Source organism: Streptomyces sp. NRRL S-31, from assembly GCF_000718775.1.
In the GTDB taxonomy this organism is placed as follows: Bacteria; Actinomycetota; Actinomycetes; order Streptomycetales; family Streptomycetaceae; genus Streptomyces.
This window is the reverse complement of sequence record NZ_JOCB01000019.1, coordinates 69,331-89,463: the sequence shown is the minus strand read 5'-3', so window position 1 is coordinate 89,463 and position 20,133 is coordinate 69,331. Positions and strand designations below refer to the sequence as shown.

16 protein-coding genes and 2 pseudogenes are annotated in these 20,133 nt (G+C 72.4%); 7 read left to right on the top strand and 11 right to left on the bottom strand.

Going from position 1 to position 20,133, the window contains the following annotated elements:
• The 3 genes and pseudogenes from IF37_RS45655 to IF37_RS0110750 all read left to right on the top strand — a co-directional run.
• A pseudogene (locus tag IF37_RS45655) lies at positions 1 to 101 on the top strand (lytic transglycosylase); the annotation flags it as partial.
• A gap of 201 nt (positions 102 to 302) precedes the next feature.
• The gene (locus tag IF37_RS0110755; RefSeq protein WP_037856191.1) at positions 303 to 1,481 is read left to right on the top strand and encodes a serine hydrolase; all 1,179 of its coding nucleotides are present in this window, start codon (positions 303 to 305) and stop codon (positions 1,479 to 1,481) included.
• An 82-nt stretch (positions 1,482 to 1,563) separates the two neighbouring features.
• Positions 1,564 to 2,232, top strand: a complete 669-nt coding sequence (locus tag IF37_RS0110750; protein ID WP_030739746.1) for a class I SAM-dependent methyltransferase — start codon at positions 1,564 to 1,566, stop codon at positions 2,230 to 2,232.
• A 68-nt stretch (positions 2,233 to 2,300) separates the two neighbouring features.
• Here the strand turns inward: IF37_RS0110750 and fxlM are convergent, their stop codons facing one another.
• From fxlM to IF37_RS0110725, 5 genes and pseudogenes are all read right to left on the bottom strand, one after another.
• The gene (fxlM, locus tag IF37_RS0110745) at positions 2,301 to 4,625 is read right to left on the bottom strand and encodes a methyltransferase, FxLD system (RefSeq protein WP_253915726.1); all 2,325 of its coding nucleotides are present in this window, start codon (positions 4,623 to 4,625) and stop codon (positions 2,301 to 2,303) included.
• 63 nt (positions 4,626 to 4,688) lie between these two features.
• Positions 4,689 to 5,318 (bottom strand): hypothetical protein, encoded by a 630-nt coding sequence (locus IF37_RS0110740; protein ID WP_079165657.1) that lies wholly within the window; start codon positions 5,316 to 5,318, stop codon positions 4,689 to 4,691.
• Positions 5,302 to 6,360: a phosphotransferase enzyme family protein gene (locus tag IF37_RS0110735; RefSeq protein ID WP_052845088.1), complete on the bottom strand. Its 1,059-nt coding sequence runs from the start codon at positions 6,358 to 6,360 to the stop codon at positions 5,302 to 5,304. The genes IF37_RS0110740 and IF37_RS0110735 overlap by 17 nt, the downstream gene beginning before the upstream one ends.
• Positions 6,361 to 6,386: 26 nt before the next feature.
• Positions 6,387 to 6,551, bottom strand: a complete 165-nt coding sequence (locus IF37_RS44440; protein WP_158727324.1) for a hypothetical protein — start codon at positions 6,549 to 6,551, stop codon at positions 6,387 to 6,389.
• Positions 6,552 to 6,657: 106 nt separating this feature from the next.
• Positions 6,658 to 6,897, bottom strand: a pseudogene (locus IF37_RS0110725) (helix-turn-helix transcriptional regulator); the annotation flags it as partial.
• Between the two features lie 166 nt (positions 6,898 to 7,063).
• On the opposite strand from IF37_RS0110725, the gene IF37_RS0110720 reads away from it, so the two are divergent.
• Together IF37_RS0110720 and IF37_RS0110715 are read left to right on the top strand one after the other, a co-directional pair.
• A complete protein-coding gene (locus IF37_RS0110720) occupies positions 7,064 to 7,954 on the top strand; it encodes a trypsin-like serine protease (protein WP_052845087.1) in 891 nt (296 codons plus the stop codon).
• Between the two features lie 353 nt (positions 7,955 to 8,307).
• A complete protein-coding gene (locus tag IF37_RS0110715) occupies positions 8,308 to 9,318 on the top strand; it encodes a methyltransferase (RefSeq protein ID WP_030739736.1) in 1,011 nt (336 codons plus the stop codon).
• Positions 9,319 to 9,376: 58 nt separating this feature from the next.
• Here the strand turns inward: IF37_RS0110715 and IF37_RS0110710 are convergent, their stop codons facing one another.
• Complete coding sequence (locus IF37_RS0110710; protein WP_030739734.1) at positions 9,377 to 9,934, bottom strand: TetR/AcrR family transcriptional regulator; 558 nt, start codon at positions 9,932 to 9,934, stop codon at positions 9,377 to 9,379.
• A gap of 89 nt (positions 9,935 to 10,023) precedes the next feature.
• Here IF37_RS0110710 and IF37_RS0110705 point away from each other — a divergent pair, with 89 nt between their 5' ends.
• Positions 10,024 to 11,181, top strand: a complete 1,158-nt coding sequence (locus tag IF37_RS0110705) for an FAD-dependent monooxygenase (RefSeq protein ID WP_030739732.1) — start codon at positions 10,024 to 10,026, stop codon at positions 11,179 to 11,181.
• Between the two features lie 218 nt (positions 11,182 to 11,399).
• Here the strand turns inward: IF37_RS0110705 and IF37_RS0110700 are convergent, their stop codons facing one another.
• Positions 11,400 to 11,996: a TetR/AcrR family transcriptional regulator gene (locus IF37_RS0110700; RefSeq protein ID WP_030739731.1), complete on the bottom strand. Its 597-nt coding sequence runs from the start codon at positions 11,994 to 11,996 to the stop codon at positions 11,400 to 11,402.
• A 167-nt stretch (positions 11,997 to 12,163) separates the two neighbouring features.
• Here IF37_RS0110700 and IF37_RS0110695 point away from each other — a divergent pair, with 167 nt between their 5' ends.
• On the top strand, positions 12,164 to 13,129 hold the full coding sequence (locus tag IF37_RS0110695; RefSeq protein WP_030739729.1) for an alpha/beta fold hydrolase: 966 nt from the start codon (positions 12,164 to 12,166) through the stop codon (positions 13,127 to 13,129).
• Positions 13,130 to 13,318: 189 nt separating this feature from the next.
• Here the strand turns inward: IF37_RS0110695 and IF37_RS0110690 are convergent, their stop codons facing one another.
• The 4 genes from IF37_RS0110690 to IF37_RS0110675 all read right to left on the bottom strand — a co-directional run bounded on the left by IF37_RS0110690 (position 13,319) and on the right by IF37_RS0110675 (position 20,086).
• Positions 13,319 to 16,528, bottom strand: coding sequence for a M28 family peptidase (locus tag IF37_RS0110690; RefSeq protein ID WP_030739727.1), 3,210 nt, complete (start codon positions 16,526 to 16,528; stop codon positions 13,319 to 13,321).
• Positions 16,529 to 16,765: 237 nt separating this feature from the next.
• Positions 16,766 to 18,172, bottom strand: a complete 1,407-nt coding sequence (locus tag IF37_RS0110685; RefSeq protein ID WP_030739725.1) for a helix-turn-helix transcriptional regulator — start codon at positions 18,170 to 18,172, stop codon at positions 16,766 to 16,768.
• 601 nt (positions 18,173 to 18,773) lie between these two features.
• Entirely contained in the window at positions 18,774 to 19,679 is a 906-nt protein-coding gene (locus IF37_RS0110680) for a hypothetical protein (RefSeq protein ID WP_052845086.1), read from the bottom strand.
• Complete coding sequence (locus IF37_RS0110675) at positions 19,676 to 20,086, bottom strand: peptidase inhibitor family I36 protein (RefSeq protein WP_030739721.1); 411 nt, start codon at positions 20,084 to 20,086, stop codon at positions 19,676 to 19,678. Before IF37_RS0110675 ends, IF37_RS0110680 begins: the two co-directional genes overlap by 4 nt.
• Positions 20,087 to 20,133 lie beyond the last annotated feature (47 nt).

The window sequence follows — 20,133 nt, the reverse complement described above, 5'->3', positions numbered from 1 at the left end:
CCGCCCACAGCACCACCGACCCGGTCGCGAACATCACCGCCGCCGCCAACTACGCCGCGCACCGCTACGGTTCCATCGACAACGTCAACTCCGCGTACTAAGGCCACCGGCCAGGGTACGCAGGCAGTACGGGCCGCACCGCGCGACACCGGTGTGGATGCCCTGAGCACTGATCACCGCCTGGCCTGCCGGCTTCGCACCGGGGACGCTCGCCTGCGGCCGAACAGAGCAATCCCCGTTATCCCGGGACACCACGGACGGAAACATCCCTAGGCCCCTGCCTTCCGATCCGCGAGGTGCCCATGAGACTCGTGTCCGCCCTGGCCGCGGCCTCCGTCGTCACCGTACTGGCCACCGCCGCTCCCGCCCTCGCCACCGCCCCGCCCACCGCCCCCGGCACCCGCACCGCCACCGTCGCCCCCGCACAAGGGCACGAGGCCACCGGGCAGGAGGTACGCGCGCTGCTGTCGACCGGTACCCCGGGGGCGCTCGCCGTCGCGGAGGACTCCCGCGGGACCTGGTACGCCTCGGCGGGCACGGCCGAGCGCGGGGCGTCGGTCACCCCTCTGCCCGAGCATCGCTTCCGCGCGGGCAGCATCACCAAGATGTTCACCGCCACCGCCCTCGTCCAACTGGCCGCCCAGGGGCGCCTCCGCCTCGACGACACGGTCGACCGGTGGCTGCCCGGCCTGGTGCGGGGCAACGGCAACGACGGCCGGAACATCACCCTGCGCCAGCTGCTGAACCACACCAGCGGCCTGTACGACTACACCTCCGACCCGGACTTCGTCCGCTCCTATCTGACGGGCGAGAACTTCCTGCGCCACCGCTTCGACCGCTTCACACCACAGCAGCTCATCGCGACGGCGCTCACCCACCCCCCGTACCACGCCCCCGGCAGGGGCTGGAACTACTCCAACACCAACTACGCCCTGGCCGGACTCGTGATCGAGAAGGCTTCCGGCCGCACCTACGCGGGGCAGCTTCGCCGTACCATCCTCGAACCCCTCGGTCTGCGTCAGACCACCGTTCCGGGGACCTCCGTCGAGGTGCCCGCACCTCGCCTGCGCGGCTACTCGAAACTCGGCGAGAACGACCCCTCCGCCCCCGTCCACGACGTCACGCGCATGAGCCCCACCGTGCCGAACGCCGCCGGCGAGATCATCTCCACCGCCCCCGACCTCAACCGCTTCCTCTCCGCCCTGATGTCGGGCCGCCTCGTCCCCGAACCATGGCTGCGGCAGATGCGAACCACCGTGCCGCTCAACGACCAGCTCTCCTACGGACTGGGCCTGTTGGCCCGCAGATTGCCCTGCGGGAAGACGGCATGGGGCCACGGCGGCCAGATCCAGGGCTATCTCTCCTACGCCGCAGCGACCGACGACGGCACACACCGTGCCACGGTGGCCATCAACTCCGACTGGCCCGACCCGGCCCGCCTGGACAAGGTCCTGGACGCCGAGTTCTGCCAGGCTTCGTGAACGGTCACCGTGCACGGCCGACTTCCCACGGAGACGCTCGACTTCGGCTGCGCCGACGCCCCCTCGGCCCTATCATCGGCTGATGCCCGCACACCCTGTCGACCGCCCGGCCGATCTCGACGCTGTACGTGAGTCCTACGACCGGGTGGCCGACAACTATGCCCGCATGGTCGTGACGACGGGAGTCGGCGACATCCGCAGGCATCCATGGCTGAAGGCGTCGATCGACGCCTTCGCCGACACCGTGCACGGGCTCGGGCCTGTCCTCGACGTCGGCTGCGGGCCCGGAACGGTAACCGCCTACCTCGCCGGACGCGGACTCGACGTATCCGGGGTGGACCTCTCTCCCCGCATGATCGAGAACGCGCGCCGACTTCATCCGGAGTGCCGCTTCGCCGTCGCTTCCGCCACCGAGCTGGACCTCGGTGAGGCGTCCCTGGGCGGCGTGCTCGGGTGGTGGTCGCTGTTCAACCTGCCCAGGGACATCCTTCCCCAGGTCCTCGCCGTGTTCGCGCGCGCGTTGAAGCCGGGCGGACACTTCATCACCGCGACACACGTCGGCGACGAGGACGCGGTGCGCACCGAGGCCTACGGAGGCGTACCCGTGCGTTGGACGACGCACAAGTGGCGGCCGGAACAACTCGTCGACCTGATCGAGCGAGCCGGCCTCGAGCCGGTCGCCGAACTGCGACTTCCCCCGCAGGAGTACAGCGGGCCCGGTCTGGTCGTCATGGCCAGGCGCCCCGGCTGACGATCACGAGAAGCCGAAGCGGCCCGGGCTCTCCCCGGGCGGTCGGCGGGGCGATCGCCCGGGCGGCCTCAGACACGCTGTCCGCGTGCCGCCGGCAGGCTCCGCGCTGCGTCGGGGACGCGGACCGACCGGTCCGGCCACCGGAAGACGATTCTTGCGGACGGCTTGTCGAGCACATCGCCGACGGGCAGTCGTTCGTCTGGGGTGTCGGCAGGATGGACGGTCACCGGCGGATAGCCGGCCTCCCGCACCGTCTGGTTCCAGGTGTGCACACAGGCGGCGAAGCGCTCCGCCAGTTCCTCGGCGGCTGGGCCGTAGGCGTGGATGAAGAACTCGGAGAGGCGGTCGGCCATGTCCGGCGCGTCCCGGACCACGCGATGGGTCAGGTAGGCCAGGGAGCCGTCCGCCAGCATCGCGGCCACGTCCTGCCGCGCGACCAGCGTGGATCCCTCCGGGGCGGCCAAGCGGCAGAACCCGGGCAGTGTGGTCGCGGCGTAGACCTGCAAGGTCTCGAAATTGAAGGTTCCCCGGACAACGAGTCCGGTGGTCCGCTCGTGCCGCGGCCCGCGCAGGGCCTCCTCCAGCCCGGTCGTGTCACCGGGAGCGCCGTCCTCCCACCGCACGGTGACCTCGCCGTCGGCCAGGCGGACGGCGGGGGCGGTGCGCGCGGCGGCACCGCGGTCCCGCACGAACCCGCAGTACGTCCAGTGCTCGCAGTGCAGCACGTCGTCACGCCGGACGAGGGTGAGGCAGCGGGTGTAGCCGCCCATTTCCAGCGGTACCACCAACCGCCCGCCTTCACGAAGCTGCTCGCGCCAGGCCCGGGGAACGTCGGCCGCGTTGTGTGTGATCACGATCCCGTCGAACCCGCGAGCAGGGACGTGCGGGGGTGCTCCCAGAGCACCGTCGCCGAGGACGGCGGTGACCCGGCCGCTGCCGGCCTCCGCGCACAGCCGTTGCGTGCGGTGCACCACGTACGGGTCGACATCCAGGGTCACCACGCGGCCGCGCTCGCCGAGGACGTGCGCGAGGAGCTCCGCGTTGTACCCGCCCGATCCGACTTCCAGCACGGTCATCCCCGGCTCCAACCGGAGCCGCTCGATCATGTCGGCCTGCAACCAGGCCGCGGAGACGGAGCTGAGCGCGGTCTCGCCCGGCTCCCGTACCGTCACCACCGCGAGGTCGTCGTCGTAGGCCGTCTCCAACGGAGCCTCGGGCACGAACCGGTGCCGGGGTACCTCACGCAGCGCGGCCCGGACCCGCGGCGAGGGAGCCCATCCCTTGCCGATCACGGCGTCCGCCATCCGCTCACGCAACCGGATCGCCTCGGCCGGCTCCCCGGGCACCGGCGGGGCGGCGGTGGCGCACGCATAGGAGTGAACGGGCGGCAGCCCCGCCAGCACCCCTGGCCACACCGCGGCGAGGGCCTGGGCGCTGGGTGCGAAGATGCTCCCCAGGGTGGCCAGGGTGTTCAGGTCGTGCCACTCCCAGCGCACGAACTTGTGCGGCTCGGGCAGACCGAGGTCCCCGCTCCAGTCGGTGATACGGGCGACGGCGGTGACGCGGCGCACGTCGAGGCGGTCGTCGTGGAGTACGGCGATGAGGTGAGCGTCCTCCACGCGCGCTGTCAGCCCGGTCTCCTCCGCCAGCTCCCGCACAGCGGCGGCCGGTGCGGCCTCACCCGTCTCGACGCGGCCGGCCGGCAGCTCCCACACGCCACGGGACGAGCGGCCCAGCAGGACCCGGCCGGACGCGTCGGTCACCACCGCCGCGGCGCCGAAGACGGCCTGTGGTTCGGGCCGCGCCTTCTCCACCGCGCTGAACGACGCGGCCGGCCCGCGCAAGGCCAGTACTGCCAGGCCCTCCGCGTCGAACCGCTCGACGTGCCCGAACCCATCGGTGAGCGCCGCGAGTTCGTCCGCGTCCAGCGCGATGTGACGCCGCTCTTCCGGCGTGTGCTCCACGACCGGCGTGATGACGACCAGCACACCGCCCTCGCGTAGCCGTGCGGCCAGACGGCGCAGGACCCGGGCGCGATCGCTGATGAAGGCGATGCAGAGCCGCAGGACGATCAGGTCATAACCGCCCTCGGCGAGGACGACCAGGTCGTCATGGACCACGTCGAGGCACAGCCAGCGCACTCCCTCCACCCCGGCGTGCCGTACACGGGCCCGCTTCAGCGCGCCCTCGGCGAAGTCCGCGCCGTCGACGGTGTACCCGAGGGAGGCGAGGTACACGGACATCTCGCCGGTTCCACAGCCGACGTCGAGGGCGCGGCCGTCCACGGGTGGCGGTGCGTGGTCGACGAGCAGGCCCTTCTCCTCGTCCCCGAGCCGGCGGAAGTCCCGCCCCTCGCTGTAGTGCTCGGACCAGTCGGCGCGGGTGTATCCCACAGATCGCTCCTCGTTCATGGAAGGCGGGGCGGTAGCGCGGTGTCGGGACAGGTCGGCACGGCCTTACGGGGCGGCCGGGTGCGCGGCGGCTGCCGCGGACCGTTCTTCCCGGCCCGCAGGGTGGTGGCTGGGGATGGCAGGGCCGGCCAGGCGGACCGTGGCCGCGTCGGTGAGGTGACGGTCCCGGTCGAGGGTGGCCGCCACCCCCTGGTCGCCGCAGATCTGGCAGGCCACCGCGACGGTCACCCCCGCGCCCGTCCCGACGTCCGGCACTCGCTGGCCGGGGCGCGGTCCGAGTTCCGTCAGCAGCGAGGCGGTCAGGCCCATCACGATCGGCATCGACGTGATCGACGCGCCCGACCGGGTCCCGCGCGCCCGGCTCAGCAGCGGCTCCCCGTCGTGCCGGATGAGCACGCCGGCCCCGCCGTACCGCAGTCCGAGCAGCTCGGGACGGTCCTGTGGCGCCGACCAGTCCGGCAGGTCCCACCACGGCGGCTCCTCGCCGGGGGTGCTGCGCCGTACGTACGCCTGCGGCATCAGCACTTCGCGGGGGAGGGGGAGCAGGGCCTCGCGGACCGGGCCCGGCCCCAGAGCCCCCTCGTCCTCGAGACGGGCGACCATCGCCGCCCGCGCGGCTGCCGTACCCGCCTGCGCACCCGTCGGGAGCGGTCGAGGGTCAGTGGAGGAGGCCATGGAGCATCTCCTCGGCTTCCGTCAGGCGCTCGCACAGCTCGGCCAAGGCCGCATGCCGGTTCCGGCCGTACGCCGCGAGTTCCGGGGTGACGGCGGCCGGGTGGTCGACGGCCTCGGACAGGGGATACACCGAGCAGGCCAGGTACCCGGCGGCGACCCGGGGTACGGCGAGGAGTTCTCCGGCCGGCAGAGCCGGGTCGGCTGCCCGGTAGGCGGCGATCGCGCCGACCATGCCGGTGGGCCAGTCCGGCGCGGCCAGAACCGTGCGCGGGTCGAGGACGATCCGCCCGAGTTCCCACACGGGGCTGCGGTGACCGGGCGGCCGGAAGTCGATCAGCGCTGCCACCTGCTGTCCGCGCAGGAGCAGGTTGGGCGAGGCCAGGTCGCCGTGAACGGTCTGCACCGTCAGGCCCGCCGGCAGCCCTTCGAGCATGGCGGCCACGGCGGGCAGCGCGTCGAGCCGCTGTGCCGCGGTCTCGTGCGCCCAGGCGGGGAACCCCGAGGTGGGCGGTCTCCTGGCGAAGCGGGCGAGCAGCCGTTCGAGGCGCTGCCCGGCCCCTCTCACATCGCAGACCTCTCGGACGGGCACGCGGCGCGGCGGCCCGGCCGGATGCCGGGCCAGCGTCCGGTGCAGGCGGCCGACCGTCTCGCCCACCGCGGCCCACCGGCCGTCGGACAGGCCGCCTTCCGCTGTCTCCGCGTTCTCGACGTACGCCGCGACGGACACCGCTGTCCCGTCGGCGGCCGCGACGAGGTCACCGTCCGGGGTCCGCCGCACGGCAGGCACCGGGAGGCCGCCGAGGCGCGCGAACTCGCCCAGCTCCAGCGCCCGGCGCTCCGCGTCCAGATCGGCACCCGCCGGGTAGACCTTCACGAACCACCGGCCGCCGTCGCTGTCACGCGCCACGTAGTTGCGGGTCGCGGTCCCGGCGGGACCTTCGTCGACCACGGCGGGGACGATCCGGTAGAACAGCGGCAGGAGCCCCGCCACGGTCGTCGCGTCCGGCGGGGCGTCCTTCCGGGCGCCGACCGACGTGGGCATGGCACGAGGCCGCGCGTGTCCGGGCATCATGCCGCCCCTCCGGTCTCGGCGCGGTAGCCGAAGGCATGAAGGGTGAACACGGCGGCGTACGCGCCGTCGAGGTCCGCCGGTCCCCGCAGTGTGCCGGTCTCGCGGACGCGGCCGCCGTCGAAGACGACGGGAGGATGCACAAGGGCCGGCACAGGCTTCACGGGTCCTCCGGATGGGCGCATGAGAGGTACTGGTGCTCTGACAATGGCCCCTTCGGAGTCTGCCGTGGGCCGACTCCGGATTCCGGCCACCCGCTCGGCCGAGAAGTCAGTGCGTCTGTCCGGCGTCTCGGGCCCGTGTCTGCCCGGCCCGGACGAGGCCGGTCTCGTAGGCGATGACGACGAGCCGGGCGCGGTCGCGGGCGCCGAGTTCGGCCATGGCGCGGTTGGCGTGTGTCTTGACGGTGACCGGGGCGACGAAGAGGCGTTCGGCGATCTCGTCGTTGGACAGGCCGGTGGCCACGAGCGTCATCACCTCCCGCTCCCGCGGGGTAAGGGCGGTGAGCCGTAGGACTCCGCCGTGGAGCCCGTGCCCGCTACCCGCCGCCTCGGGATGTCATCTCTCCTCCGCGTCTCCTCCGCGTCCGGGACCACACGACGCGTCCAAGCCTTCCGGGGGTCTTCCCCACCCCCACGGGCCCGCTGGCCGGACCTCGGACAGGCCCACTGACCGGATGGATCGGTTCCTCTCGATCGCGGAGGCTGGGCACATCGCACATGCTCGTCCGATCGGAGAACCAGTGTTCAGCTTGACGTCCTCGCGCCGCCCGGTGGCGCGCACCGCCGCGGTGGTCCTGGCGGGAGCGGCGTGCGCCGCCATGATGACCGGCAGTGCCGAAGCCATCGTCAACGGGCAGGATTCCACGCAGCGTTACCCGTCCATGGTGTCGATCCCGGTGACGGGCGCGGACGACCCCGCTTTCAAGGGCGTCTGCGGGGGATCGTTGATCGACTCGAAGTGGGTGCTCACAGCCGCCCACTGCGTGGACCCGGCGCTCGTCACCCTGGACGGCACCGTCCGGATCGGCAGTGAGTGGAGGAACTCCGGGGGCACGGTCCGGACCGTCGCGAAGACGGTGATCCACCCGGGCTACGAGAACGGCGAGGGCACCGGCCCCAACCACGACGACATCGCTCTGATCCGCCTGAACCGCCCGGTCGCCGAGAAGCCCGTCCGCATCGCCGACAAGCCGGGGCGCCCCGGCACCCCGACCCGCATCCTGGGCTTCGGCACCATCGAGGACACACCCGACCGCACCCAATGGGTCTTCCCCGACCGGCTCCAGGAACTGGACACGCGCAGGGGCGCGGTCTCCGAGTGCGCGCCGGGGTACGCGGACGGCACCCGCCTGTGCACGATCAGCCAGGTGCCCAGGGCCATGGCGTGTAACGGCGACTCGGGCGGTCCCCAGCTCCGGCGGGACCGCAAGGGGCGCTGGGAACTCATCGGTGTCACCTCGGGCCCCGGCGCCCCGGGCGTGCGCTGTAGCGAGGGCCCGGGGCTCTACACCAGCGCGCCCGCCTACGCGGGCTGGATCCGTGAGGCGATGGGCCGCGACGGCTGACGCGGGCCGCCGACGCACTGCCCGCGCCGCACCTCGTCTCCTTGAAGGGGCGGTGACCGGCGTACCGGTGTCACCTTCCGGCACCGCGAGCCGCGATCGCGGGCTGATCACCCGGTGCGCTCGTCCGGGTGAAGACGGCCGGAAGCCCTCTGTCCGCGCCGGGCCCCAGGGGATGCACTGGGACCAGCGCCCTCACCGAACCCGCCCGCCCGTCAACGCCGGTCACCATGACCGTGGAACCCGCGACGGCAACGGCCGTCCCCGCCATCCTGGACCACCCGCCCCCGCCCGTCCCCGCACCCGCGGCCCGGCCGCCACGAGGACGGGCCCGGCCACGAAGAGGTGACGCAGCAATGAACACGGCACGGCAATCCGCCGCACGCCTGATCGACGAAAGTCTGGGCTTCCTGTTTCCCGCGGCACTGCGCGCTGCCGCCGCGGTGCGCGTGGCCGACCACATGGCGGACGACGACGAGAGCGTCGAGCGGCTCGCCGAGGCGACGGGGACCGACGCCCGCAACCTCGGGCGAGTCCTGCGGCTGCTCGCCACCCGCGGCGTGGTCGAGGAGACGGGCGCCGGGCGCTTCCGGCTCACCACCACCGGTCAGGCGCTGCGCTCGGACGCCCCCCACTCCGCCCGTGCCGCGATCCTGATGCTCACCGACGCCACGATGTGGCGCCCCGCCGGAGAGATGCACCGCTGCCTGACCGACGGCGACTCCGCCTTCACCGGCATCTTCGGCACGACGTTCTTCGACTACTTCGCGCGCGACGCGGAAACCGCCGCCGTCTTCCACGTCGGCATGGCCGCCATGTCGGACCACGAGAACGAACCCATCGCCGAGGCATACGACTTCCCGCCCACGGGCACCGTCGTGGACGTCGGCGGCGGCCACGGCGGCCTGCTCCACGAGGTTCTCCGCCAACAGCCCGGCCTGCACGGAGTGCTGTACGACCAGGCACACGTCCTCGCCGACCACCGGCTGGGCGACCACGACGACATCGTCGGCCGATGGACCACGGTCGAGGGCGACTTCTTCTCCTCGGTCCCGTCGGGAGACATCTACCTCATCAAGCGCATCCTCCACGACTGGGACGACGAGCAGTCCGCCACGATCCTGCGCAACTGCCGGCAGGCCGTGGCACCGGGCGGCCGCATCCTCGTCATCGACGCCGTCGTGCCACCCGGCGACCTGGCCCACCAGTCCAAGACCCTCGACCTGATGATGATGTGCTCCCTGGTGGGACGGGAGCGCACCGAAGAGGACTTCGTCCAGCTCTTCAAGGAGGCGGGGCTGCGCCTGCGGCGCATCGTGCCCACACCGACCGTGCTGTCCGTCGTCGAGGCCGTAAGCGCCGACTGAGCTGTTCGCTGTGCGCGGCGAGTTCCGCAGGGGGAGGCTCAGCTTCCGTAGGGGAGGCTCAGCGCAGGGCCGCGGCCACCAGCCCCCGGATCTCCGCGTGGGACACGCTGCCGCCACTGACCAGACGGTCGAAGACCAGCCCGTCCACGCACGTCAGCAAGGTGACGGTACGGGCCTCGGCGTCCGCGATGCCTTGCGAGGCCAGGAAGTCCTGTACGACCCGTCGCCCGGCGTTCTCCCGCGGCACGAGGATCTCCCGCAGCCCGGGGTGATGGACGCTCTCGATGGCGCACGCGTAGCGCGCGAGGGAGCGCCGCCGTCCCTCTCCCGTGAGTCGCTGTTCGAGGAAGGCGGCGATCCCGGTCACCAGTTCCTCGGCGTTCCGCGGTACCGGTGTCCGGTCCCCGGTCTCCTGGAGTTCCCGCTGATCGAGGGCGACCAGGCGCCGGACCAGTGCGGTGAGAAGTGCCTGGCGGGTGCGGTAGTAGGCGGAGGTGGTGCCGGGCGGCAGGTTCGCCGCCCGGTCCACCGCGCGGTGGGTCAGTCCTCGCATTCCGGTCTCGGCGAGCACTGCGATGGCGGTGTCGGCAAGGACGGTACGTCGGTCGTCGGGCACCCCCCATTTCTACACCCGTAGAGGCCGGGGATACCCTCTTTCTACATCTGTAGAAGCAGTGGCGGCGGAGTGGCTGGAGGGGGCCGGGCATGGGCGGCGGTGCGGTGGTGGTCGGAGGAGGCATCGGCGGGCTGGCGGCGGCGATCGGCCTGCGCCGGATCGGCTGGGAGGTGACGGTCGTCGAACGGGCCCGGACCCTGGCCGACGTGGGCGCGGGCATCTCCCTGCACGCCAACGGCATCCGTGCTCTCGACGTTCTCGGCGTCGGCGAAGCGGTACGTGCGGCTGCCCGCCGCCAGTACACCGGGGGCACCCGCACACCCGGCGGCGGGTGGCTGGCCCGCATGGACGGAGCCGTACTGGAGCGAGAGTTGGGCACGCCGATCGTCGGCATCCCCCGGGCCGTGCTGCACCGCCTGCTGCGCGAGGCTCTGCCTGCCGGGTGCCTGGTCGTCGGTACCGAGGTGATGTCCGTCGACTGCTCGGACCCGGGCCGGGTGCGGGTGCCCTTCGCGGACGGCGTCCTGGAAGCGGATCTGGTCGTGGCGGCCGACGGGGTGGACAGCCGGCTGCGCGGCCGGTTGTTCCCGGGCCACCCCGGCCCCGTCTACAGCGGATCGACGGTCCTGCGTGCCATCTCCGAGCAACCGGTGCCGTTGCGCACCGACTTCGAACTGACCTGGGGCAGGGGCGCCGAGTTCGGTCACATCGCGTTCACCGACGGCCGGGCCGAATGGCACGCGGTGCTCAACGCGCCGCCCGGCACCCGGTACGCGGACCCCCTGGCCGAGATGCGCCGCCGGTTCGGCGGCTGGCACGATCCGATCCCCGCGCTGCTGGACGCGACCCGGCCGGACGCGGTCCTGCACCACGACATCCGCGAATTGGCGACGCCCTTGCCCGCCTTCACCGCGGACCGGATCGCGCTGCTCGGCGACGCGGCACACGCCATGACCCCGAACCTCGGTCAGGGCGCCTGTCAGGCCCTGGAGGACGCGGCCACCTTGGCGGCCGCGCTCGCCACCGAGCCCACGGTCGCCTCGGCACTGGCCCGCTACGACGCCGAACGCCGCCCACGCAGCCAGTCCGTGGCCCGTGCGGCACGCCAGGCCGGCCGGATGGGCCAGCGACTTTCGCACCCTCTTGCCGTGGCCCTGCGCAATACGGGACTCCGGCTGGCCCCGTCCGGCGTCACCGTCCGGGCCATCCTGCGGCACGCCGACTGGGCTCCGCCGAGCCTGGGCTGACACCACCGTGGAGCGCAACGGGCCCGACGGCCGAGGGAAGGGCTGCCGCGGCCGGTCGCCTTCCCCTGGGCGAGCATCCTGACCTGCCTCCGATCTGCACGACCCCCGCTTCCGCTCCCGCTTCCGCGCGGCAAGTGCTGCCCGTCAGCGATGCCGGCGTCGTGGCTCTCGGCGCGCGTGCGTCGTGGAGCGACCAGACGCGATACCGCTCGTCGGCATCAGGTCGCGTGAGGCCGCCGCAGTCCCTGGAGGAGGAGAGCGATCAGGCGTCGGGGGTCGTAACGGGGGTCGTTGTCGCGTCCGATGCAGAGGTTGCCGATGCCGCGCATCAGCTCGTACGGCTGCGTACCGGGCCGGATGTCGCCGGCCTCGACCGCGGCGTCGAGCAGTTGGGCACAGACGGGCAGCAGGCGGTCGAGGAAGTAGGCGTGCAGCGCGGCGAAGCGGTCGTCGTCGGACTGAAGGGCGTCGGCGAGTCCGTGCTTGGTGACGAGGAAGTCGACGAAGAGGTCGATCCACTGACGCAACGCGTCGAGCGGGGAGCCGGCACTGGCCAGCAGGTCCGGGCCGGCTTCGGCGCATGCCTCGATCTGATGGCGGTAGACGGCTGTGACGAGATCCGCCCGGGTCGGGAAGTGACGGTAGATCGTGGCCATTCCGACACCCGCCCGGGCCGCGATCTGGCGGATCGGCGCGTCGACGCCGGAGATGACGAACACCTCGGCGGCGGCGGCGAGCACCGTCTGACGGTTGCGCTGGGCGTCGGCCCGCTTGCTTCGTGACGGCGACTGCCCTGAGGGGCTGTCGGTGGTCATCGCGTACTCCTCCACGCCGGTTGACAAATCGGAGCAGCGCTCCGGATACTAAGTGGAACAGCGCTCCGCTTCAGTCTAGCGGAAGCGGGACACCCCTGACCGCCTCGTCCGTCCACGGTCGCAGGAGACCAGCAGGCGGCAGGTGCCACCGAAAGGGAACCCACATCGTGAGCACATCCCTCGCCACCCACGCCGACGTCTCGGCCGCGCCCGCACCGGTCCTGTCCTTCAGCCCCGTGGTCCTCCCCGTGCCCGGACGTCCCGTGGACCTCCAGGTGCGCGTGTCCGTACCCGCGACCGGGACCGGCCTTCCCGTCATCCTCCTCTCCCACGGTCACGGTCCCTCGAACAACCTCTCCTCGCTCAACGGCTATGCGCCGCTCGTCGACTTCTGGGCCGCTCACGGATTTGCCGTCATCCAGCCCACCCACCTCACCTCCAGGACACTGAGCCACCTGGTCGCCGACGCACCCGGCGCACCCGACTTCTGGCGATCCCGCGCCGAGGACATGACCCACATCCTCGACCGGCTCGACGTGATCGAACGCACGGTGCCGCAGCTCGCGGGACGGATCGACCGCACCAAGGTCGCCGTCGCCGGACACTCGCTCGGCGGCTTCACCGCCGCCCTGCTGCTGGGCGCCGGGGTCAAGGACCCCGACACCGGAAACGTGGTGCACCTCGTCGAGCCCCGGATCAAGGCCGGCGTACTGCTCGCCGCGCCCGGCAGGGGCGGCGACGTCCTCAACGGGCCCATGGCCGAGCGGATGCCGGTCATCGGTGCCGTCGACTTCTCCACCATGACTGCGCCGGCGCTGGTCGTCGCCGGCGACAAGGACGACTCCCGGCACTTCACGGACATGGGACCGGACTGGCACGCCGATCCCTACACCCTCGCCCCCGGACCCAAGACCCTGTTCACGCTGTTCGACGCGGAGCACGGACTCGGCGGGATCGCCGGGTACGACGCCGCCGAGACCACGGACGAGAACCCCGAGCGGGTCGCCGCCCTCGCCCGGCTCACCGCGGCCTACCTCCACACCCAGCTCCACCCCGGCGCCCACACCTGGCAGACCGTGTGCGAGGAAGTGACGGCCGGCCCCGCCCCGATGGGACGAGTGGAATTCAAGTAGCCCCCGGCCGAACGGCTCCGGAGCCGCGGGGGTGTGTCGAGTTGGGGTGCGGCTTCGTCAGTGAGGCCGCTGGAGCGGGACGGTGGCTACCCGCTCACCGCCGAGCGCCCCGGCCGGTCCCCGTCTCACGGGGACCGGCCGGGGCCGGTGTGTGCGTTCGTGCGTGTGCGTCCTGCCGTGCGGCTGCCGTCAGACGCGCTGCCACAGGGCGGGGACGTTCGGCGGCTCCCAGCCCGGGTAAGCGGTGTGACCCTGGAGGCACCGGTAGCCGACGCCGTCGTAGGTCACGACGTCACCGGCCGCGTAGGTGGCGCCCACCCGCCAGGTGGTGTCGCCGCCGCCACCGCCGGGCACGGTGAGGGTGTAGGTGGTGGTGTGGCCGGCCGCGCCCGTCCCCGTGATGGTGAGGGTGTACGTGCCGCCGGCCGTGCCCGCGGCGACCTGCACGGTGGCGGTCGAGGACTGGCCGGAGGTCACCGAGGACGGGCTGAACGACACGCTCACACCCGCCGGTGCGCCGGACGCGGACAGCCTGACGCTCTGGGCGTTTCCGCTGGTGGTGGCGGTGGATACGGTCACCGTGGCGGACGAGCCGGGCGAGACCGTGCCGGTGGCGGGGTCGGCCGAGATCGAGAAGTCGTCGGCCGGCGCGGGCGCGTCACCGACGGCGGTCTTCCAGATCGTGTACGCGATCCCGTCCGCGCTGCGGTTCAGCGCCGTGGCGTTGATGTTGCCGGTGGTGTCGCAGGCGGAGTGGTAGCACGAGTCATAGGCGCGGCCCGCGGTGCCGCCCCACTTGGCGGCCTCGGTGGCGGATTTCACGTCCGAGGCGCCGGTGGCGTAGCCGGAGGTGGGGATGCCCACCTGCTGGAAGGAGTAGTCGTCGGAGCGGCCCTGGCCCTCGACGTTCTCCTGCGGGGCCAGACCCAGGGAGTCCCAGTAGGCCTTCATCGGGGCCGCGGCGGCCGAGTTCAGGTTGTTGACGAAGTAACCCGCGTTGGTCGAGGCGACCATGTCGAAGTTGTAGTACGCCTTGATCCGGGCGCGTTCGGTCGTGGAGAGCGAACGGGCGTAGAAGCCGGAGCCCTTCATGCCCTGTTCCTCGTCGGTCCACCAGGCGAAGCGGACCCGGTTCTTCATGGCGGGGTTGGACTGTGCCAGGGTCAGCGCGGTCTCCAGCAGCGCGGCGGAGCCGGAGCCGTTGTCGTTGATGCCGGGCCCGGCGGACACGCTGTCGAGATGTGCGCCGAACATGTAGACGTTGTTCGCGTCGCCCTGCGGCCACTCGGCGATCAGGTTGTTGCCCGCTCCCGCGGTGCAGCCGGAGGTGCAGCTCTGCTCGGTGACCGTGTAGCCCGCCGTCTGGAGCCGGTCCTTGACGTAGGCGAGCGAGGCCCGGTAACCGGCGGTGGTGGAACGGCGGTTGCCGCCGTTCTGCGAGGCGATGGTGTTCAGCTGGGTCAGATGTGCCTGCACCTTGGCCACGTCGACGTCCGGCGGGGTGGACGGGTTGCCGCCACCGCCGCCGCCCACCCGCAGGGCGTACTGGGCGGTGTGGGTCCTGGCGCCGACGGTGCCCGTGACCGTGATCTGGTAGGTCCCGGCGGCCGTGGCCGACGAGGTGGAGACCGTCATCGTGGAACCGCTGCCGGAGGTGACCGTCGCCGGGCTGAAGGAGACGTTCACCCCGGCCGGCGCGCCGGAGGCGGTCAGCGAGACCTGCTGGGCGCTGCCGGAGACGGTGCTGGTGCTGACGGTGGCGCGCGCCGAGGAGCCCGCGTCGACGTCACCCGAGGCGGGGCTGAGCGCCAGCGAGAAGTCGGTCTGTTCCCCCGCGCAGGTCGGGTCGCCGGTCTGCGCGGACACGCTGATCGCGTCCCAGGCGGCCTTGGTGGAGTTGAACAGGGAGCAACCGGCGTCGAGGTTCTTCGCCGTGGTGAGGGTGGCGGTGCGGTAGCGCTTGTACGTCATGCCGCTGGTCTTGAGCAGCATGGCGCCGTAGAAGATCTTGCCCGCGTGCTGGATGCCGACGCCGCTGACGGTGGAGTTGTTGCAGGTGGGGCTGGAGGGCTTGCCCCCACCGGGGTTGGAGCCCTCGGCGAGCAGGTAGAACCAGTGGTTGAGCGGGCCGGCCGCCGCGTGCTCCTCGGTCTGCGGGATCGACGCGGAGTAGCAGCCGGGGTCGTTGTTGACCTGGCCGGGGTTGTACATGTTGCGGATCGGCCCGCGGCCCTGAAGGTTGATCATCTCGCCGACGGTGTAGTCGGGAGTGTCGTACGGCGCCGGTTCGTTGGCGTACGCCTCGGTCAGGGCGCCCATGATGTCGCCGGTCGCCTCGCCCAGTCCGCTCTCGTGGTTGGCGCCACCGGGGGTGAAGGAGTCCAGGCCGTGGCCGAACTCGTGGCCCACCACGTCGATTCCGGCGATCCACTCGTTCGCGCTGTTGCGGCCGATGGTGACGGTGGAACCGTCCCAGTAGGCGTTCAGCTCGTTGAGGCCGACGCGGACCGGCCAGCTGCCGCCGTTGCCGTCGTGCCCGTTGCGGCCGAGCCAGTTCTTGAGCATGTCCGATTCCTTCTGCGCGGCGAACATCGCGTCCACGCAGCCGGTTTCCCTGCTCGTGGGGCTGCCGGTGCCCCAGTTGTCGGTCGCCTTGGTGAACAGGCCGCCGCTGTAGTCCGAACACTGCAATCCGGGCCGGGTGGTGTCGCGCAGCACGTAGGAGGAGCCCGACCGGGAGGTGTCGATGGTCAGCGGGTTCGGCCCGTTCCACTTGCTGGTGCCGCTGCCCGCCCGCACGTCGTCGTAGGCGTCGACGACCTTGCCGGTGCGCGCGTCGACGAAGACGTGCAGCCGGCTGGGGACGTTCGCCTGGGTGCGCCCGGTCAGCACGGTCTCCCAGGCGAGGGTGGCGCGGTCGTTCTCGGCCCGCACCACCAGCCGCCGGGAGTCGACCTTCTCGGTCTTCGCGAGCCTGGCGCGGCTGGTGCGGACCGCCTCCGCGGCGGTGACCCGGGCCTTGGTGGAGAGCGCGATCCTGGCCTTGGTGGCGGACTGGACCGAACGGACCCGGCCGTCGCCGTCGGCGAGGACGACCACGTCGCCGCCCACCACGGGCAGGCCCCGGTAGGTGCGCTCGTAGGCGACGGAGTACAGGCCCTTGACCCAGGGGGTGACCTGCCGCCGGTCGTACTGCTCCTCGGGGCCCTTCGCCAGTGCGTCGAGGCCGCTGCGCGCCGCCTGGTCGGCGGCTGCGACGGCTCGGGCGACGGGGGCCGGCTTCGGCTTGCCCGCCGGGGGCGCGGCGTGGGGCGCGGCCGAGGCGAAGGCGGCCGGCATCACCACCCCTCCCAGCGTCAGGGCCAGGGATGTCCCGGCCACCACCAGCTTTCTCAGCATCGTTGCTCCTTGTGAGAGGTCGTGGGGCTCACCCGGTGCCCAAATAGGCATGCTCATGCCAATCCGCTCACCGGTGTCCGCGGTACGTCGGTGTCTCCGCCCGCCCCGCGCCGGGGTGGTGTGCCACGCCGCCGGGCTGGCCGAACCCTCACATCGCCCCGCGCCCGGGTCAACGGCTCGCGGCCCGCCGTCCCGTCCTGTCAAAAACCGGCAAACGCCCGGGGCGGCGGGACGCGTTCAGATCCCCGCGGCCGGCAGCCGCTCGCGGTACTCCCTGACCTCCGGCACGTCACCCCAGCGGGCGAGCAGCCTGCCGTGCAGTCCGCGCAACTCGGCGTTGATCATCAACTCGCGCGAGGACACCGCCTCGTCGAGCACCGGGGCCGCCAGGGCGACCGCCGCGCCCGGGTCGCCCGCGCACGCCCAGCTGTCGGCCAGGCGGAGGGTGAGCAGCAGCCTGGTCTCCCGCATCAGCGGCGGCAGTCGGGCACGCGACCGCGCGGTGGCGTCGACGGCACGCCGTGCCGTCATCCGGTCGCCGGTCGCGGCGGCGAGATCGCGCAGCGCCCCGCCGATCGCCGACTCCACCCTCATCTCGCCCTCGGCGCCGGACAGCCAGGGCGCCTCCAGACGGTCCCGGTGGCCGAGGCGGGCGAATCCGCGCCGCGCCAGGGCGATGTGCCGTCGGCACTCGGCGATGTCGTGGCCGAGCGCGTGCCCGCGTGCCCGGTACAGGTGCGAGAGGGTGACCACCCACCGTCTCCTGGGGTCCACCGCGCCGATGGCCTCGGCGTACGCGAGGGCCGACCCGGCGTCCCGGTCGAGCCGGACCAGGGTGCACACATCGCTGAGCAGGGTCGCCCGAGCCGAGGCGTCGTGCACCGCGTCCGCCCAGCCCAGACCGTGGCCGAACCAGGCCATGCCGATGCTGCTCTGCCCGCACTGCATCCGCAGCCGCCCGGCGACCTGGGCGTACTGGGCGGCCAGCCGGAGCTGACCGTACGGCAGCCGGCCGGTGGAGTTCACCGCCCCGGCCCACCGCACCAGGGCCCGTAACAGCCGCTCCACCGTGGTCACACCGTCGGACGCGCCCCGGTGCAGCGCGCCGCGGATCAGACAGGCCAGGACCGCGGTGAGCGCGTGCAGCAGCTCCGGCTCGCTGCCCGTGAGACCGTCGAACCCGTCCCGCGGCGCGGTCAGCCCGTCCAGCAGGCCGGGTGTCCCCGCCCGGTCGGGCACCGCACAGCCCACCGTGCCGTGCAGCGGGCACGCCAGCCCCTCGGCGGGCAGCTCGGACGGCCACAGCGCGGGGTCGAGCGCGTCGCGGCCGACGGGGGATTCCCCGCCGCCCGGCACCGCGGCGAACAGCCGGGGGTCCGCCGGCGGACGGTCGGGGCGGTACGGCGTTCCGCACGGCGCGGCAACGACCGCCGCCAGCTCGCCGCCGGTCCCCAGGACGGAGTCGAGCCGGCCCACCAGTCCGGCCGGCGGTTCGCGCAGCCCCGCTTCGAGCCTGCTGATGAGACTGTGGTGGTAGCCCACCTTCAGTCCAAGCTGCAACTGGGTCAGCCCGGCCTGTCTGCGCCGGGCCCGCAGCCGCCGCCCGAACTCCGCCCAGGACTCGACCGGCTGTGCCGTCTCCACGGACCTGCCCCTCCCGACGAAGTCCCCCGCCGCCGACAGCGTGACGCCGGGCTCTCCAAGCCTGCGCGCATCCGGGCCGGGCGGCACCGGCCCGCGCGCCGCATGCCCGGGAGCCGTTGCCGGTCGGTCCGCGCCGAAACCGCCGCCACGGGCCGGAGTCGCGGCATCCGACGATGGCCCGAACCTTCCCTGACTAGGTCTAGACCATAGCCGTGAACCGGGCTCGGTCAAGAGCCCGGATGAGGCGAACTGCCGCGCGTGCTGCCACTTGGGCGGGCCGCGCCTCCGGCCGGCACTCTCCAGTGCGGACGACAGTGTCGACCACGGGTGCGCCGCCCCCGGTCACCCGTGCCGCTGCGGCCGTTCCAGGGCTGCGCCTGTCGGCTGCCCCACTGCCGACAGGCGCTCGGTGGCGACGAGTTCGACACGGAGGGCCAGCCCCTCCGGTGGTGGGGGACACCGAGCGGCTGACGGGCCTGAGGTCTCGGCGCCGCCCAGGACGAGGCGCTCAGCAGATGGGGGAAGCCGTACGCGAAGGCGTCAGGGACCCTGGGGGGGCGACGGCGCCCCTCCCGGCGGCTCCTCCGCGCCCATGTCCGAGTCATCGTGGCTTCACCGGGATGGACGCCTTCCGTGCCAGCGCCGACCGCTTCAACGCCCGGTAGCGCCGGATGTCGGCCCTCGCGGAGCTGTCCAGCAGGGAGTTCTGCGCGGACCGTTGCGCCTCGTACACCGCTTCGTGAAGCCGTGCGTCGCGCTCGCACGCGTAATCGTCGGCAGCGGTGCGCAGTTCCCGGCGGCCGAGGGCCCGCAAGGCCCGGTCCTTGCCGCCGGTTCTCCCGATGGCACCCGCGAGTTCTCGTCTCGGGTCCTGGAGGTCGTCGTACGGGTGACCTCGTTTTCGCATGCACGCGGACCAGGAGGCCAGCGCCTTCTTGTACCGGCCGTCCCTTTCGACCCGGTCCATCACGGCCGCCTGGAGGCCTTCCAGTTCGTATTCGAGCCGGTTCCAGCCCGGCCCGTACGCCGCTTCCCGGCCCTGGTAGACGCATCCGTCGGGGCGGTAGGTCAAGACCACACCGGTCGGGAGGGCGTATTTCTTCCGGCGTGTGCCTTCCAGCGCCTGCGTCCAGCCGACGGAGTGGCGTGCGGCCACCGCGACGTTCCGGCCCGGGCCGCCGAGGATTTCGCCCACCGCGCCGTATCCGTCCCGCCGTGCCTGCTCCTCGCGCAGCAGACCGTAGGGGTTGGTGGTCACCGCCCGCTCGTTCACCTTCACCCGCTGTGGCACGTACGTGTATCCGCGGCGGGCCATGCAGTCGGCGACGGCGGCTTCTTCCCGCTGCCGCAGACGCCCGGTGTCCGCCACGGACGTGACCAGCGAGGCGGACAGAGGCCGGGGATCGCGGACGTCCTGCTCCCGGCCGTCACCTGGAGGCGAACAGCCGACCGTGAAGGCCGCGGCGGCGGCGACGACCCCCGCCAGCCGTGCGCGGGACCGGCTCATACACACCAGTTGTCGGAGTACACGTGGTGATACAGAGCCGTGCCCCACTCCGGGTTGTTCGCCACGTCGTTGAGCGAGTACATCCCCGTGCCCCGGGGCAGTGTCCAGTAGTGTCCGGTGTAGTTGCGCTCGCTGTAGACCCGCACGTTGCAGGAGGTGCCGGCGTTCCACAGGGACTCGGCACCACGGAACTGGGAGAAGCCCGTGAGGTCCCTGTTGTCCTCGTAGACGGCCCCGCGTGAGCCGGTCTCGTACGTCGAGGTGTAGGCGCACAGCGCGCCGGACGGGCAGTCCGCGGCTTCGGCCGTTCCCGTCGTCACGGTGGTCAGCGCGAAGGTCACGGTTCCCAGGAAGAAACCGGCAGCGAGCTTCAGACGTGTGCTTTTCGCCGTTCGAACGTGTTTCACGAGACATCCTCTCGAAGGCCGGAGGGGGCAAGGACTGAGCGTCCGTA